Source organism: Blastopirellula sp. SH421 (assembly GCF_057808535.1).
In genome coordinates this window covers 2005515-2019303 of record NZ_CM173712.1, presented here as the reverse complement: position 1 = coordinate 2019303, position 13789 = coordinate 2005515, and the positions used below count along the sequence as shown (strand labels likewise).

The window sequence follows — 13789 nt, the reverse complement described above, 5'->3', positions numbered from 1 at the left end:
CAGCGCAAGCGAGGGAATGCGGATGGCGATGCGAACAAGGTTCGAAGTGGCCAACCACATTCCCTGGCTTGCGCTTTATGAAGTTGCGCTGGTCGGTCAGAAAAGAATGCAGCATGGAAAAATCACCGACAAAGAGCGGAAAAACGCGTTAAGAATCAAGACAATAACGTTCACACTAGCCCGCAGCGCAAGCGAGGGAATACGCTTGGTGATGCTAACCCGGCATGAAGTATTGGCCGTATTCCCTCGCTGGCGCTGCGGGCTAGTGTCCAAATGGCTCGAATATAGCGCAAATTCAAAACTTGAGCTGCGGGCTAGTCTCATGCTGGTCGCGCGTGGAGATGCGCATGACTGAGCCCACCGAGCGCGCGATCAAACTGGTCGTTTCGTACGACGGCGCCAACTACTCTGGCTGGCAAATTCAAAATGACCAGCGCACGATCCAAGAGTCGCTCGAAAAAACGCTATTCAAGATCACTGGCGAAAAAATCCGAGTCACCGGCAGTGGACGGACCGACTCTGGCGTGCATGCGATCGGTCAAGTCGTCAGCTTTCGGATGCAATCCCAGCTTTCTCCAGACGTAATCCGTCGCGCATTGAATGCCGAACTGCCGCCGGACATCGTCTGCCAAAGCGCGCGAAACGCGATTCCAAGCTTCAACGCGATCGACTGCGCGACTAAAAAGCGTTATCGCTATTTACTACAGGAAGGGCGGATCGACGACGTGTTTTCGCGACATTACGCCTGGTTCGTCAAAAAAGAGCTCGACTTTGAAGCGATGCAAGCAGCGGCTAAATATCTGATCGGCGAACATGACTTCGCCAGCTTTGAATCGGTCGGATCTGAAAGGCAGTCGACAGTTCGCCATGTGTTTGATGTGGCAGTTCTTCGCAGCCAGCGCCACGAGTTTGACAAGGTTGCGATCGAAGTCGAAGCGAACGGGTTTCTCTACAATATGGTCCGCATCATTGTCGGTACGCTGGTCGACGTGGGCAAAGGACGTCGCCCGCCGGAGTGGGTCGCCGACGTGCTAGCCGCCAAAAAACGGACTGCGGGCGGGATGACGGCGCCGGCGCACGGACTATACTTGCTACGCGTCGATTATCCCGACAGTTGTTGGCTCGATTAACGAAAGCGGCCGTCCCTATGCGCATCGCACACGTCATTACTCGCATGATTGTTGGTGGTGCGCAAGAGAATACCCTCTACAACTGCCAAGACTTGATCCGCGATTTTGGCGATGAAGTGCTGCTGATCACCGGTCCCTCGCCGGGTCGCGAGGGTACGTTGCTGGATCGCAGCGAGCATCAAGTTCCAATCGCATTGGCGGATCACCTGGTCCGCAATATCTATCCTTGGGATGATGTGCGCGGCTACTACGAGATTAAAAAAATCCTCCGCGACTTTCGCCCCGACGTCGTCCATACGCACAGCGCCAAAGCAGGCATGCTGGGCCGAATGGCGGCGACCGCTCTGCAGGTTCCGGCGGTGATTCACACCGTGCATGGCGCGCCGTTTCATCCTTATCAATCGGCGGCGGCGCGCAAGTTTTTCATTGCTTGCGAACGCTTTGCCGCCCAGCGCTGCGATCAGATGATCTGCGTCGCCGACGCGATGACCCAACTGATGGTCGACGCCAAAGTTGCGCCGCGTGAAAAGTTCACCACCATCTATAGCGGCATGGAGGTCGAGCCGTTTCTCGAATCGGGGCAGTGGCGCGACCAACTGCGTCTACAACTTGGATATCGCCCCGAACATGTCGTCATCGGCAAGATCGCGCGACTGTTTCACCTGAAAGGGCACGAGTATGTCTTGGCCGCCGCGCGTCAGGTGATCGACGCCGTTCCCAATGTTCGCTTCCTGTGGATCGGCGATGGCTTGTTGCATGATAAATATGTAGAAGAAATCAACGCGGCGGGCCTGACCGATTATTTCCAACTGGTCGGCCTAATTCCGCCAGCCGAGATCCCGCGTTACGCCGCCGCGATGGATATTTTGGTCCACGCCAGCCTGCGCGAAGGGTTGGCCCGCGCTCTGCCGCAAGCGCTGTTGTCAGGCAAACCGGCGGTTAGCTTTGACGTTGATGGCGCAAAAGAAGTTGTCGTGACCGGCGAAACCGGAGAGTTGGTTCCCCCCAAAGATGTCGCCCAACTCTCTGCGGCGCTGATTCGCTTGGCGAGTGACGCCGATCTGCGGCGGCGATTGGGCGAAGAAGGAAGACGCCGAGCCGCTCTGGTGTTCCCCCATCGGCACATGACCGCCGAGATTCGCAAGACCTACCAGGCAGTTCTGGACCGAAAAGCATAAAGCTTGATCTATCAATGACTTGCTTGATTCTCTGCGTGAAGTCCCACGCTCCAGCTCGCTCTTTTGAAAATATAGCGGTTAGGGTAGAATTGACGGACTTTTCGTGCGGAACGCCCCAGCTGCGCTTCGCCCCCGGACACAGAGAAAACGGCGCCTCGGTGGCGCAGGTGACTGCGAGTGGCTACAGCAGGTAGAAACTATATCGGCTCTTATCGCTTGGTGCGCATGCTGCGCGCTAGCCAGTCCTGTCAGGTCTGGGAAGCGATCAATGACATGGACCGTCGCCGCGTGGCGCTAAAAGCGCTGCACGACAAATTCTGCAAAGACAAAGACCAGATCCATGCGCTAAAGCATGAATACGAGGTGGCTCATACTTTTGACCACCCGCTGGTGATTCATATTTACGAGTTCAATATCCATCGTGAGATTCCTTATATCACCATGGAATGCGGCATCGCGCGCAACATGAAAATGGCCCTGCGAGAAGATGGGGACGCGCTCGCTTATTGGACTCCCAAGATCATTGAAGAAGCGGCCCGCGGACTGGGCTATGTTCATGAACAAGGCTGGATCCATCGCGACGTCAAGCCTGACAACTTTCTGTTGGACTACGAAGGCAACTTGAAGCTGATCGACTTCTCGATTGCTGAAAAAAAACGGACAGGCCTTTCCAAGTGGTTTGGCAGCTCCAAGGTCCAAGGAACTCGCAGCTATATGTCGCCGGAACAAATCAAAGGCGAAGCCCTCGACGGCCGCTCTGATTTGTACGGACTAGGTTGCACGGTCTTTGAATTGATGAGCGGCAAATTGCCCTACACGGCGACCAGCGCCGACCATTTGCTCGACAAACATCTCCGCGGGCAGATCCCTTCGCTGCAAGCCGCCAACCCCAATGTGACCGACGAGTTCTCGTCCTTGGTCGGTCGCATGATGGCCAAGAAAAAAGAAGATCGACCAGACGATATGTCGACGCTGCTGAGGTTGTTTTTGCAAACCAAGATCTACAAGATCCCACCCAAAAAGCCAGCGTCACTGGCCGAACGTGAACGCAAGCAGCCGGAAGAAATTCCTCCGGTCGAAGAAGACACCAAATAACGACGCGTACTCGCGCCGCATTGATTTAACGCACCCCTTCGGGAGTTACCTCCGCGCATGGCCGCCAGAATTTACCTCGGTTTTGAAGAACCGATCGAACGTTTAGAAAAGCAGTTGTTAGATCTCGAAGCGAAAAAAGATGACAGCGCCGAGACGCAAGAAGAGATCCGCTCGCTGAAACGCGAGATTGCCGACAAGACGAAATCGATCTACGAAAATCTCTCGGCTTGGCAAACGGTCGAAGTCGCGCGTCATCAACAACGCCCGCAATCAGCCGACTATTTGAACCTGGTCTTCGACGAATTTGTTGAGCTGCACGGCGACCGCAAGTTTGGCGACGATCGCGCCCTGCGCACCGGCTTCGCCAAACTCGACGCGTTTAAGGTGATGTTTCTCGGGCACTTCAAGGGACGCAACTTAAAAGAACGGAGCGAATGCTACTTCGGTTGCGCACACCCTGAAGGTTATCGCAAAGCGATCTCCAAGATGCAGTTGGCTGAGAAGTACCAGATTCCGGTCATTGCGTTCATTGACACGCCCGGCGCCTATCCCGGCGTTGGCGCCGAAGAACGCGGCCAAGCCATGGCCGTCGCCGATGCGATGTTCGCCATGTCGCGACTGCGGACCCCTGTCGTTTGCGTCGTGATCGGCGAAGGCGGATCTGGCGGCGCTCTAGGGATCGGCGTCGGTGATCGCGTCGCGATGCTGCAGCACTCGTACTACTCGGTGATCTCGCCGGAAGGTTGCGCCGGCATCTTGTGGAAGAGTCATCAGTTCAAAGAGAAAGCGGCCGATGCGCTTCGCTTCACCTCCAAGTATCTGCCCAAGTTTGGCGTGGTCGACGACGTGATCGAAGAACCGCTCGGCGGCGCTCATCGCGATCATCGCCAGATGGCGGCTCGCCTAAAAATGTACCTACTGAAGACGCTCAAAGAGCTGAGCACGGTCGAATCCGACCAACTGGTCCAACAGCGCTACGACAAGTTCCGCCGCATGGGCGAATTTTTGGAACGCGAAGTTACCGAAACGGAAGCAACCGCCTAATCACGCGCCCTGCTCCAATTGATTCACTTTTCGCGTCCGGTCTGTCACTTACAGGCCGGACGCTTTTTTTATTCGGTCACCAAAGAAGATCCGGAGCCCCTTGCGCAGGCCTGATGATCGACACCCTATTTTAGGCCCCTTCCCACTAACTGGTTGGCTTTCCCCAATCCCGCGACTTGATGCAAGCGATCAAGTTCGCTCTACATCTCACAACCGGCCAGCCGTCCCCTGCATCCGACCAGATCCAAAAAAGTAGTACGACCGAAAGACTCTGCCATTTTCTAGGCGGACATAGGCCCCTGGAAGATCGCCTGGATTCTGCAGGAGGTCTTCGCCGCCAAGCGGCTTGTTCTCGAACTCATTCTTTAAACACGGATAGATCAGACGAGCATCGAGCGTTAGATACTCACGACACTTCGCGGCGATCTCTTGGTGGATGGGATCGCCAATCGCAGCGCCTAGAAGCGGAACGAACCGCTCTTCGCGCTTTGATTTGCTACTTCGAAAAACCCATCCCGCCTCGACGGCGACGACCGGAAAAGCGCTCCGGTTTCGCAGGAGAAAACGCATCATCATTGGAGAACGCTTTGTCCCGTCTCCGAGCAGCTCGTCCGGCTCAACAAAACTCCAATTAACTGAAACCCAACAGCCGCGCGGCGTTCCCCAGAGCCATCCTGCCCCCTTACTGCAGAGTCGCCAAGCGTCACCGCCAAGCAGATTCAAATCTCGCCACAGCAGCCGCGCAATCGTGGGAGACGGAGGATCTATTTTTGAGGAATCGGCCATGCAACCATCTTGGCTGATCCGTGCGCGAGATTCAACTCAGCTTATTGCGCGACAACAGAGCAGGGCAGTAGCACCCAATTTTGGGTCGGTCAAATGGATGCCGAATTCCAATGCTAGCGGACGGCCGAACGGGCCAAGATGAGCACCAATCAGACGTCGAAACCTGGAATCCAATCCGGCGAAAAATCGACTCGATTTGAGCGTCAATTTTCGCTCCCAATCGGCGACGAAAATAGGCCTGAAATCACGCGCCGAAATCGAGATCATTTCACGCGCCGCGCCGGCCCAAGCTTACGCCGAGTTGGGATTCCGAAATCATTGCAGGACCCAACGGGCGGACTGCGCATCACTCGTGACGCCGTGGTCCGCACAGCGGACCCTACATCAAGCTCCGGATCCTCGCCGGACAGGCCAGATCCCAGAAAAGCAGGGCTCCGCAGCACACCCACCCCAACGTCCGATAATGTTTCTTATGTTCGGTTACAGGGGCGTTTTTCCCGGGTTTTAGCGATCTGGGCCAAAACCAGTTCCCTGCACTGAAACAGAGCTCTCTCTAAAATCCGCCGACCTTCGCTGGCCGCCGATTAGTACCGCGGCTGCTGTCCGTTTTGCTGCGGCGCATAGCCTTGGGGATAGTAACCCGGCTGCTGCGGATAAGCTGGCTGCGGCGCGTAGCCCGGCTGCTGATAGCCTTGCTGCGGCGCGTTCATGGGCTGCTGATAACCTTGCGTTGCAGCGCCCCAGCGCTGATCTATTTCGCGCTGCACTTGATCACGCAAATTCTGCTGAAATTGGTTCACATACGGCTGAGCCGTTTGCTGCGGATTTTGGAGCGCCTGATCAACCGCTCCCTGAATCTGGCCATAGTCAGCTTTCAGCTGGTTGTAGCCTTGCTGCACGCTTTGCTGCCACTGCGGCGGGACCGGCTGAAACTGCGTCGGCTGACTGGTCGCCGTCGGCTGAGTCTGGCCGCCGCCAGGCAAGATATTGGCGGTCGTGATCGGCGGCTGTTCGCCGATCTGCTGTTGAAAGTTATCGATATACGGCTTCACGGCGGCATGCACTTCTTGCGGCATGATCACCTGAGCTTTGTCGATGAGCCGCGAGATGTAGTAGCCCGACTTCGACTGGACGATCTCTTCGCGGCGATTGCCGGTGGCGAACGAAATGGAGAACATCGTGATGATCACGCACAGCAGCGCGCCTTTGGCGGCGCCCAACAGTGCGCCAACCTGACGGTCAAAACCTTTGAGCTTTAAGCTTTCGATTGTCTTCGAGACAAATCGAAAACCGATCCAGACCAACAGCGAACACCCCAGATAAAGCGCGAGCATCGCCGCAAGCTTGTTCCAGGGCGGTTCCCAGGGAAAGAACTCCGCAACCGGTTCACGCAGTTGGATCGAGAGCACATAGCTGGCGAAGATTGACGCAAACGAGGCCAATTGCCAAGCCATCCCTTTGTACAAACCCCAGGCCGCTCCCGCGAGCAGCACAATCAACATCAGCAGGTCGTATCCGTTCGCCATCTCTCGGCGCCTTCTTTCTCTAGTTCTTAGTTGCAGTGCGGCCACGCGCACCGCGGCGTGGAAGTATATCGAGACGACCGCTGCGATCGAAGATCAGTTTGCAAACCTGCTAGCGTCACCAGAAAAGGAATCGCGGATTGGACTGGCGTCGTCGCGCACGTTTCGCGTACAACCGCAGACCGTCGTCACCAACAAGTTGCTTGGCAAAAATCGAAGGATAGAAGCAGGGGTCCCATGGCCGGTTTCAATACCCACATCACGACCAGCACGATCGTCGGCGTTGGCTACGGCGCCGCCGCCTATGCGCTGATGCCGGACATCTCGGCGACAACTTGCATGTTGAGCGCGGGACTTTGCAGCATTGCCGGCATCCTCCCGGATCTTGATAGCGGCTCTGGTCGTCCGGTAAAAGAAATCTCGGCGCTGGTCGCCGCGATGGTGCCGATGCTGATGATCGACCGCTTTCGTCACTTAGGAATGGATCCCGAAGCGATCGCGCTGGCCGGAGCGATCATTTACATTGTCATTCGCTTTGGCGTCGCTGAAGTTTTCAAAAAATACACCAAGCATCGCGGCATGTGGCATAGCGTGCCGGCTGCAATTTGCGCCGCGTTGTGCGCCTTTCTGGTGGTCTCAGGAGAAGAGATGGATATCCGCCTGTTGAAAACAGGCGCGGTCTTTCTGGGCTTCATGGTTCACTTGACCTTGGATGAAATTTGGAGCGTTGAATGGCATTCGTTCCGCCCACGTCTAAAAAAATCATTTGGCACGGCGATCAAGTTCTGGAACCCGAATAGCATGTGGTCGAACTTTTCGACATACTCCAAACTTGCAGCGCTGCTGTTTGTTGCGGTCGGCGATCCAATGCTGATGGAACATTACCATCTTCATCCGTCATCACAGGAACAAACCCAGTCTCCAATGCCGGAGATGGCGACTCAACCTCAGCCATTTCAACCGCAAACATTTCCGATTACGCGCTAATGAAAAGTCCGCTTACGCTTTATCCCAGCGGTCGCCGCGCGGCGCTGATGGCCGGTGCAAGTTCGCTGCTGGCAATCTCCTGTGTGGGGGTCGGACTTTCGGGAAGTGAAATTGGGCATATCGCGGCCGTATTCTTTGTCGCTTGCGGCGTGCTCGGAACTGCCGAAATCTGGCCCGGCAGCTCTTGGTTGCGGATCGACGAGACCGGAATTCGCTACTGCTATCTCTTTACTTCACATCATGTCAGCTGGGACGAAATCGAACGCTTCGACTACGTGCTCATTAGTCACTCTGGACTTTGGGTGCAACAGATGACTGGCTTCAATCGCAAGTCGGCGACAGCACAAGCCAAACAAAGCAATCGCCTGGATGAACAATTGCCCAACAACTACGGCCGCAGCGCCAAAGATTTGGCCAAGCTGCTAGAGCAGTACCGCAAACATTTTACGCACGAACAGCCGACGTCAACCGACGAAGTTTAAAACTGCTTGCCGCTATCAAGCAGCAACGTAATTGGTCCATCGTTGAGCAGCGAAACTTCCATCTGTGCACGGAAGACGCCGGTCTCGACCCGTGGTCCCAACTGACGAACGGCGGCTACATATTCTTCATACAGCCGATTGGCCAGTTCTGGCGGCGCCGCGCCGGTAAACGCCGGCCGACGACCTTTGCGACAATCGCCGAGCAACGTGAACTGACTTACCGCCAATACCGCGCCGCCGATATCGATTACCGAGAGATTCATTTTGTCAGCGTCATCGGCAAAGATCCGCAGGTTCACCGTCTTGTCCGCCATGTAAGCGACATCGGCGCTGGTGTCGGTCGGCTCAACGCCCAGCAACACCAACAAACCTTGCTCAATCGCGCCGACGATCTCACCTTCGACGCGAACGCTCGCCGAAGCAACGCGTTGGACGACCGCTCTCATCTGACGGACTCCGGCACGGAAGCGCAGTGCGAGCGATCAGGCGTCACGATGGCCGCGGCGATATTCAAGATGATGCGAAACCAACCAGTCAAAGTCCCCTGCCCTGCTCTACGGCGTACGGATAAAAAGGAAAGCGCCCATTCTAGGTACCGCAACGGCTTCGTCATTCGGATTTTGAACTTCGATCGCTGCGGTGCGCAAAATAAGCTCGCTCGTACGGCCAACGCACGAGCGAGCTCAAGCTTGATATCGCCGTTACTGCGGCTTGTCGCTGCGGAACGGCGTCACCGGCAAGCCGGCTGAGTTTTGCAGCGTGCAAACCGGATTGTCGGCCCACGCGTAGCGGACGCTGACTGGTTCTTTCACACTGGGGCTCGACACTTCCACTTGGTTGTCGCCGATCAATTTGGCGTCGGCCCATACGTACTTGCCATCTGCACCAGCGATCGCGAAGCCAACCGGTTGTTGAGCGTCAAACGAGTACAACTTGTCGCCGTACGTGTCGAACGTCACGATCGCTTTGCCTGATTTCACTTCTAGGCTTCTGAAGCGAGGGCTTTGATACGGAACAGCGATTTCGTAATCGCGAGCCAGCGCGATTCGCGCTAGACGGATCGCCACCGCTTGCTTGTTACGCGGATGAATGTCGCGGCCTTCGCCCAGATCAATGATCACCGCTTCGCCGGTGTTGGGCAGCTTGTCCATTGTGAAGGTTTGCGATTCACGCAGCGCGGCCCAATTGCTGTCAGCCGGCTCTGGTTTCTCCGCCAAGAAGTCGGCTAATTGAACCCAGTAAAAAGGGAAGTCTCCCTGCTGCCAAACGTCGCGCCAGTTTTGAATCATCAGCGGAAAGAGATGGCCATACTCTTCGGGGCGACCTGCATTGGATTCACCTTGATACCAGATCACGCCGCGAATGCCGTAGCCGATGATTGGATTCAGGACGCCGTTGTAAAGATTGGCCGGACGATGATTGCCGTTGACGCCGGGATCTTTGGGAGGCGCCGGCTTGTTCGCTGGCTGTTTGTCGGCCGATTGATTCCAGGTCGCCAGCGCCGCTTTGTACTCGTCTTGCTTTTGTTGATAGTCGGCGACACGCTTATCCCAGCCTTTCAACATTTCGCCATAGCGGGCATCGGCTTCCAGCAAGTCGCGACGCACCCAGGCTTCGGCCGCCGAACCGCCCCACGAGTTGTTGATCAATCCCACCGGCACGTCCAGCGTTTGCTGCAACTGACGACCAAAGAAATAACCAACCGCGGAAAAGTTCTTTACCGTCTCCGGCGTACAAACTTCCCACTTGCCGCGGAAGTCTGAACTCGGTGATTGTGCGGCGACGTTGGGCACCGTGATCAAACGAAGCTGCGGCAACTTGGCCGTCATCACTTCTAGGTCATGATCGATAGCGCGCTGCACCGGCCACTGCATGTTTGATTGGCCCGAGCATACCCAGACCTCGCCGACCAGCACGTCTTCCAGCGCGATTTCGTTCTTACCGCGAATCACAAGGCGATGCGGACCACCGGCAGGCAACTCGCCCAATTTAACTTTCCAGTGCCCGTCGGCGTCGGCCGTCGCTGTTCCTTCTAAGGCAGCGACCGAGACTGTCACCTCTTCTCCTTGGGCGGCAGTCCCCCAGACCACAATCGGCATCTCGCGCTGGAGCACCATGTGATCGGTAAAGAGCGCGGGAACCTGAACATCGGCTTGTAGCCGGCTGGCCGCAAGCAGCGCAGACAAACCAAAGGCCGTCGCGGCAAGCTGAAGAAATCGAAGCTTCATCGAGAATCTCCTATCAGAGAGGAATCGGGTGTAGGGGGGGACTGTTTGGCAGGAAAGAACCATTCTAGTCGCCGCATCGCCCAAAGGGCGTTTCACGCAAAATAGCGAGCATTTTTGCTTGGCGTGGACTGCGACAGGCAATCGGGGGGGGCGAAAACCGGAGGCAACTAATCGACAACGCGCAGATACTCAACTATCCTGAGAATTGAACCACCAATCAATCACCCCCTGCCCCACCCTGGAACTTATGATGTTGAAACGAATTGCTCCGGCCCTGCTGCTTGGTTTGGTCGCTTGTTCTGTCTCGCTGGCCGCCGATAACGATGGCTTCAAGCCGCTGTTCAACGGCAAGAACTTGGATGGCTTTACGCAACACGGCGGCAAAGCGGTCTACACGATCGAAGAGGACGCGATCGTCGGCACTTCGACGCTGAATACCGGCAATACCTTCCTCTGCACCAACAAAGAATATGGCGACTTCATTTTGGAAGTCGATTTCAAAGTCGATCCTAAACTCAACTCCGGCATTCAAATCCGCAGCCAAGTCTTCCCCGAAGCCAAAGAAGTTGACTTTGGCGGCGGCAAGATGAAGAAGATGGATGCCGATCGCGTGCATGGTTATCAAGTGGAGATCGATCCCTCGGCTCGCGCCTGGAGCGGCGGCATCTATGACGAAGCGCGTCGCGGCTGGTTGAACGACCTGAAAAACAATCCGGAAGCTGGCAAAGCGTTCAAGCAAGATGAGTGGAACCACTACCGCATCGAATGCCGCGGTGATTCGATCAAAACTTGGATCAACGGAGTTCCGGCCGCCGACCTGAAAGACGATCTCACCTCGAAAGGTTTGATCGCGCTGCAAGTACACGGCATCGGCAATGACAAATCGAAAGATGGAACGCAAGTTCGCTGGAAAAACATCATGATCAAAGAGCTCGACTAGTCGCGCTTCACTTACCTGGTTTCTGGAAAACGCCGCGCAGCAATGTGCGGCGTTTTTCGTTTCGGATCGAGTCACTGCGTGCTTCATGCTAGAATTCTGGTGATAACTTCCTCCGCTCTTGATCAGGATACGACGTGATTCTCTCTGAACCCCATCCGACTAGCTATGACTTGCAGTTTTCCGTCTTCGGGATTCCTGTTCGGATCAGCGTCTATTTTTGGATCATGGCCTTCCTGCTTGGGTATGGGTTTGGCCAGGACTTTGGTCAACGGGGCTCGGGCACATCGGATCCGCGTGTCGTCGTCATCGGCATCGTAGTGATCTTTCTTTCGATCTTGATTCACGAGCTAGGACATGCCGTGATGATGCGCCGCTATGGGTTCTCGCCGCGGATCGTGCTTTATCATCTGGGAGGACTCGCGATTTACGATTCGGGCTTCTCGCCGCATGGTGCGTCGTATCGTCAAGCGGGCAATTCAACCTGGTCGCAAATTGCGATTTCCTTCGCTGGACCACTGGCCGGATTCTGCTTTGCGGGCGCCACCTTTCTCATTCTGTTGGGCGCAGGCTACCTGTCTGAACGCCCACCGTTAGCGTTCGAGCTGCTTCGCCCTGGTAACGAAGTCCTCGGTCCCGGCACCCAGGCGATTCGCGCACTCGTTTGGATCATTCTGTTGGTGAATATCGGCTGGGGCGTGTTGAATTTGCTGCCGATCTATCCTCTTGATGGGGGAAAGATCGCACGCGAACTGTTCTTGTGGTTCAATCGCGTCAACGGCCTTCAATACTCGCTGTATGCGTCGATTGTCTTTGCCGTTTTGACGATCTTGGTCGGCATTCAATTGCAACAGCCTTATCTGGCGATCATGTTCGCCATGTTGGCGATGGGCAATTACCAACAACTCTCTGGAGGGAATTCGTTTGGCGGACGTCCCTGGTAACGCACTCCCCTGCCCAAGCGTTGATCCAACCTCGCGGCGCTGCATTGTGCTGGGCGCAAGCAACGTCGCCCAGTCGCTGGGAAGCATCATTCATTTGGCCGATCAATCGTTTGGGCCGCGAATGAACTTAATGATCGCAGGCGGCCGCGGGCGTTCGCTCGGTTCGGCAAGTTACTTTGCAATGCGCCGCTTGCCAGGCATCTTGCAGTGCGAACTGTGGAACGCCGCACAAGCACAACCGCCGCAAACAACCAGCGCCGTCGTTACCGACATCGGCAACGACATTCTATATGGCCGCAGTACCGAAACGATCCTGACTTGGGTGCGTGAATGCCTGGCGCGACTCTGCAGTTTACAAGCGCGGATCACGCTGGTTGGGTTACCTCTTGCGCGTGTTCGACGATTAAATCCGTCTGCGTTTTATTTTTTTCGCACTTTCCTGATCCCGCGCAGTCGGATGAATTTGCAGACTACTTTGCAACGCGCTGAAGAGGTTGATCAGCGCTTGCGCGACGAAGCGAAACAGTGCGGCGCAACGTTTATTGAACCGCATCCTAGTTGGTATGGAGTTGATCCAATTCACTTGCGATCTAGTCATGCGCAACAGGCTTGGCGCTGTTATCTCAACGCGAACAACATGACTTCAACAACGCCGCCAAAAATGCGGAACTCCCTTTACTATCAAGCAATTACGCCGCACGAACGTTGGCTCATGGGACGCAAACAACATCGTGCGCAACCATCGATTCAACTTGTCAGCGGCAGCGTTGTTTCACTTTATTAAGCAGCGCGCTCGCGCTGTTTTTTTTCCCGCTGCGCTAACGCGCGTTGGTGGTCTGCGTTGCTTTCAAAACGCGCGCTGCATGCGCTGTTGTTGCGCGATCGCGCGCGTTGAAAAAGTGAAGTGATTGGTTCCATCGCTTACAAATTGTGTGGAAAACGTGTTGCAAAAAATCGGATTATGCGTACAACTTAAATCAACTTTGTCTAGCAGGGGCCAATTGCTAGAGCGAAGCGATTCACTTAGCTGCACGGCGACGAGAACGCTTCGTAGGATTTATTGTTTTGCTGTCGGCGCTTTTGTTCATCGGCGAGCTTCCATGGTAGGAAGCTGCATGAGCGAATCCCGTTGGCGGCGCTAACGAACGGAGGACGTATCGTGGCCACTAAGAAAAAAGTAGCGAAGAAGACTGTCAAGAAGGTCGCCAAGAAGTCGCCCAAAACGGCGACCAAAAAGGTAGCCAAGAAGGCCACCAAAAAGGTCGCTAAAAAGTCGACCAAGAAGGCAGCCGTCAAAAAGAAGGTCGCCAAAAAGGCCGCCACCAAAAAGGTCGCCAAAACGGCTTCGCCGAAGAAGACCGTGAAGAAAAAGAAGAAGGTCGCGAAGAAGAAGACTGCCTAGTCTCTCAGATTCGTGAGCTGCTTGCTTCACACGCGATACAACGAGAAAGAGCC

At 55.5% G+C, this 13789-nt stretch carries 15 protein-coding genes; 11 read left to right on the top strand and 4 right to left on the bottom strand.

Annotation, left to right across the window (positions count from 1 at the left end; translation table 11 throughout):
* Window positions 1-22: 22 nt before the first annotated feature.
* The 5 genes from SH421x_RS08340 to SH421x_RS08320 all read left to right on the top strand — a co-directional run bounded on the left by SH421x_RS08340 (window position 23) and on the right by SH421x_RS08320 (window position 4447).
* A complete protein-coding gene (locus SH421x_RS08340) occupies window positions 23-355 on the top strand; it encodes a hypothetical protein (protein ID WP_488854963.1) in 333 nt (110 codons plus the stop codon).
* The gene (gene truA, locus SH421x_RS08335) at window positions 348-1130 is read left to right on the top strand and encodes a tRNA pseudouridine(38-40) synthase TruA (RefSeq protein ID WP_488854962.1); all 783 of its coding nucleotides are present in this window, start codon (window positions 348-350) and stop codon (window positions 1128-1130) included. The genes SH421x_RS08340 and truA overlap by 8 nt, the downstream gene beginning before the upstream one ends.
* A 17-nt stretch (window positions 1131-1147) precedes the next feature.
* Window positions 1148-2308, top strand: coding sequence for a glycosyltransferase family 4 protein (locus tag SH421x_RS08330; RefSeq protein ID WP_488854961.1), 1161 nt, complete (start codon window positions 1148-1150; stop codon window positions 2306-2308).
* Between the two features lie 225 nt (window positions 2309-2533).
* The gene (locus SH421x_RS08325) at window positions 2534-3403 is read left to right on the top strand and encodes a serine/threonine protein kinase (RefSeq protein WP_488854960.1); all 870 of its coding nucleotides are present in this window, start codon (window positions 2534-2536) and stop codon (window positions 3401-3403) included.
* Between the two features lie 57 nt (window positions 3404-3460).
* Entirely contained in the window at window positions 3461-4447 is a 987-nt protein-coding gene (locus tag SH421x_RS08320) for an acetyl-CoA carboxylase carboxyltransferase subunit alpha (protein WP_488854959.1), read from the top strand.
* A 207-nt stretch (window positions 4448-4654) separates the two neighbouring features.
* On the opposite strand, the gene SH421x_RS08315 is transcribed toward SH421x_RS08320, so the two are convergent.
* Together SH421x_RS08315 and SH421x_RS08310 are read right to left on the bottom strand one after the other, a co-directional pair.
* Window positions 4655-5233 carry a hypothetical protein gene (locus tag SH421x_RS08315; protein WP_488854958.1) on the bottom strand — a complete coding sequence of 193 codons (579 nt, stop codon included), beginning with the start codon at window positions 5231-5233 and terminating at the stop codon, window positions 4655-4657.
* 584 nt (window positions 5234-5817) lie between these two features.
* Window positions 5818-6759: a CvpA family protein gene (locus SH421x_RS08310; RefSeq protein WP_488854957.1), complete on the bottom strand. Its 942-nt coding sequence runs from the start codon at window positions 6757-6759 to the stop codon at window positions 5818-5820.
* Between the two features lie 234 nt (window positions 6760-6993).
* Here SH421x_RS08310 and SH421x_RS08305 point away from each other — a divergent pair, with 234 nt between their 5' ends.
* Together SH421x_RS08305 and SH421x_RS08300 are read left to right on the top strand one after the other, a co-directional pair.
* On the top strand, window positions 6994-7743 hold the full coding sequence (locus SH421x_RS08305) for a metal-dependent hydrolase (protein ID WP_488854956.1): 750 nt from the start codon (window positions 6994-6996) through the stop codon (window positions 7741-7743).
* Complete coding sequence (locus SH421x_RS08300) at window positions 7743-8225, top strand: hypothetical protein (protein ID WP_488854955.1); 483 nt, start codon at window positions 7743-7745, stop codon at window positions 8223-8225. The genes SH421x_RS08305 and SH421x_RS08300 overlap by 1 nt, the downstream gene beginning before the upstream one ends.
* Here SH421x_RS08300 and dtd read toward each other — a convergent pair.
* On the bottom strand, window positions 8222-8671 hold the full coding sequence (dtd, locus tag SH421x_RS08295) for a D-aminoacyl-tRNA deacylase (protein ID WP_488854954.1): 450 nt from the start codon (window positions 8669-8671) through the stop codon (window positions 8222-8224). The genes SH421x_RS08300 and dtd overlap by 4 nt on opposite strands.
* 255 nt (window positions 8672-8926) lie before the next feature.
* Window positions 8927-10453: a sialate O-acetylesterase gene (locus tag SH421x_RS08290; protein ID WP_488854953.1), complete on the bottom strand. Its 1527-nt coding sequence runs from the start codon at window positions 10451-10453 to the stop codon at window positions 8927-8929.
* Window positions 10454-10700: 247 nt separating this feature from the next.
* Between SH421x_RS08290 and SH421x_RS08285 the strand changes: the two genes are divergently transcribed.
* The 4 genes from SH421x_RS08285 to SH421x_RS08270 all read left to right on the top strand — a co-directional run bounded on the left by SH421x_RS08285 (window position 10701) and on the right by SH421x_RS08270 (window position 13736).
* On the top strand, window positions 10701-11393 hold the full coding sequence (locus SH421x_RS08285) for a 3-keto-disaccharide hydrolase (protein ID WP_488854952.1): 693 nt from the start codon (window positions 10701-10703) through the stop codon (window positions 11391-11393).
* A gap of 134 nt (window positions 11394-11527) precedes the next feature.
* On the top strand, window positions 11528-12334 hold the full coding sequence (locus tag SH421x_RS08280) for a site-2 protease family protein (RefSeq protein ID WP_488854951.1): 807 nt from the start codon (window positions 11528-11530) through the stop codon (window positions 12332-12334).
* Complete coding sequence (locus SH421x_RS08275; protein WP_488854950.1) at window positions 12315-13118, top strand: SGNH/GDSL hydrolase family protein; 804 nt, start codon at window positions 12315-12317, stop codon at window positions 13116-13118. Before SH421x_RS08280 ends, SH421x_RS08275 begins: the two co-directional genes overlap by 20 nt.
* Before the next feature lie 375 nt (window positions 13119-13493).
* Complete coding sequence (locus SH421x_RS08270; RefSeq protein WP_488854949.1) at window positions 13494-13736, top strand: hypothetical protein; 243 nt, start codon at window positions 13494-13496, stop codon at window positions 13734-13736.
* The last annotated feature ends 53 nt before the right edge of the window (window positions 13737-13789 follow it).

Excerpts from the sequence above, each read along its gene's own strand:
- SH421x_RS08290 (WP_488854953.1), bottom strand. The coding sequence starts at position 10,453 with ATGAAGCTTCGATTTCTTCAGCTTGCCGCGACGGCCTTTGGTTTGTCT.
- truA (WP_488854962.1), top strand. The coding sequence starts at position 348 with ATGACTGAGCCCACCGAGCGCGCGATCAAACTGGTCGTTTCGTACGAC.
- SH421x_RS08285 (WP_488854952.1), top strand. The coding sequence starts at position 10,701 with ATGATGTTGAAACGAATTGCTCCGGCCCTGCTGCTTGGTTTGGTCGCT.
- dtd (WP_488854954.1), bottom strand. The coding sequence starts at position 8,671 with ATGAGAGCGGTCGTCCAACGCGTTGCTTCGGCGAGCGTTCGCGTCGAA.
- SH421x_RS08305 (WP_488854956.1), top strand. The coding sequence starts at position 6,994 with ATGGCCGGTTTCAATACCCACATCACGACCAGCACGATCGTCGGCGTT.
- SH421x_RS08310 (WP_488854957.1), bottom strand. The coding sequence starts at position 6,759 with ATGGCGAACGGATACGACCTGCTGATGTTGATTGTGCTGCTCGCGGGA.
- SH421x_RS08300 (WP_488854955.1), top strand. The coding sequence starts at position 7,743 with ATGAAAAGTCCGCTTACGCTTTATCCCAGCGGTCGCCGCGCGGCGCTG.
- SH421x_RS08325 (WP_488854960.1), top strand. The coding sequence starts at position 2,534 with ATGCTGCGCGCTAGCCAGTCCTGTCAGGTCTGGGAAGCGATCAATGAC.
- SH421x_RS08320 (WP_488854959.1), top strand. The coding sequence starts at position 3,461 with ATGGCCGCCAGAATTTACCTCGGTTTTGAAGAACCGATCGAACGTTTA.
- SH421x_RS08340 (WP_488854963.1), top strand. The coding sequence starts at position 23 with ATGGCGATGCGAACAAGGTTCGAAGTGGCCAACCACATTCCCTGGCTT.
- SH421x_RS08330 (WP_488854961.1), top strand. The coding sequence starts at position 1,148 with ATGCGCATCGCACACGTCATTACTCGCATGATTGTTGGTGGTGCGCAA.
- SH421x_RS08315 (WP_488854958.1), bottom strand. The coding sequence starts at position 5,233 with ATGGCCGATTCCTCAAAAATAGATCCTCCGTCTCCCACGATTGCGCGG.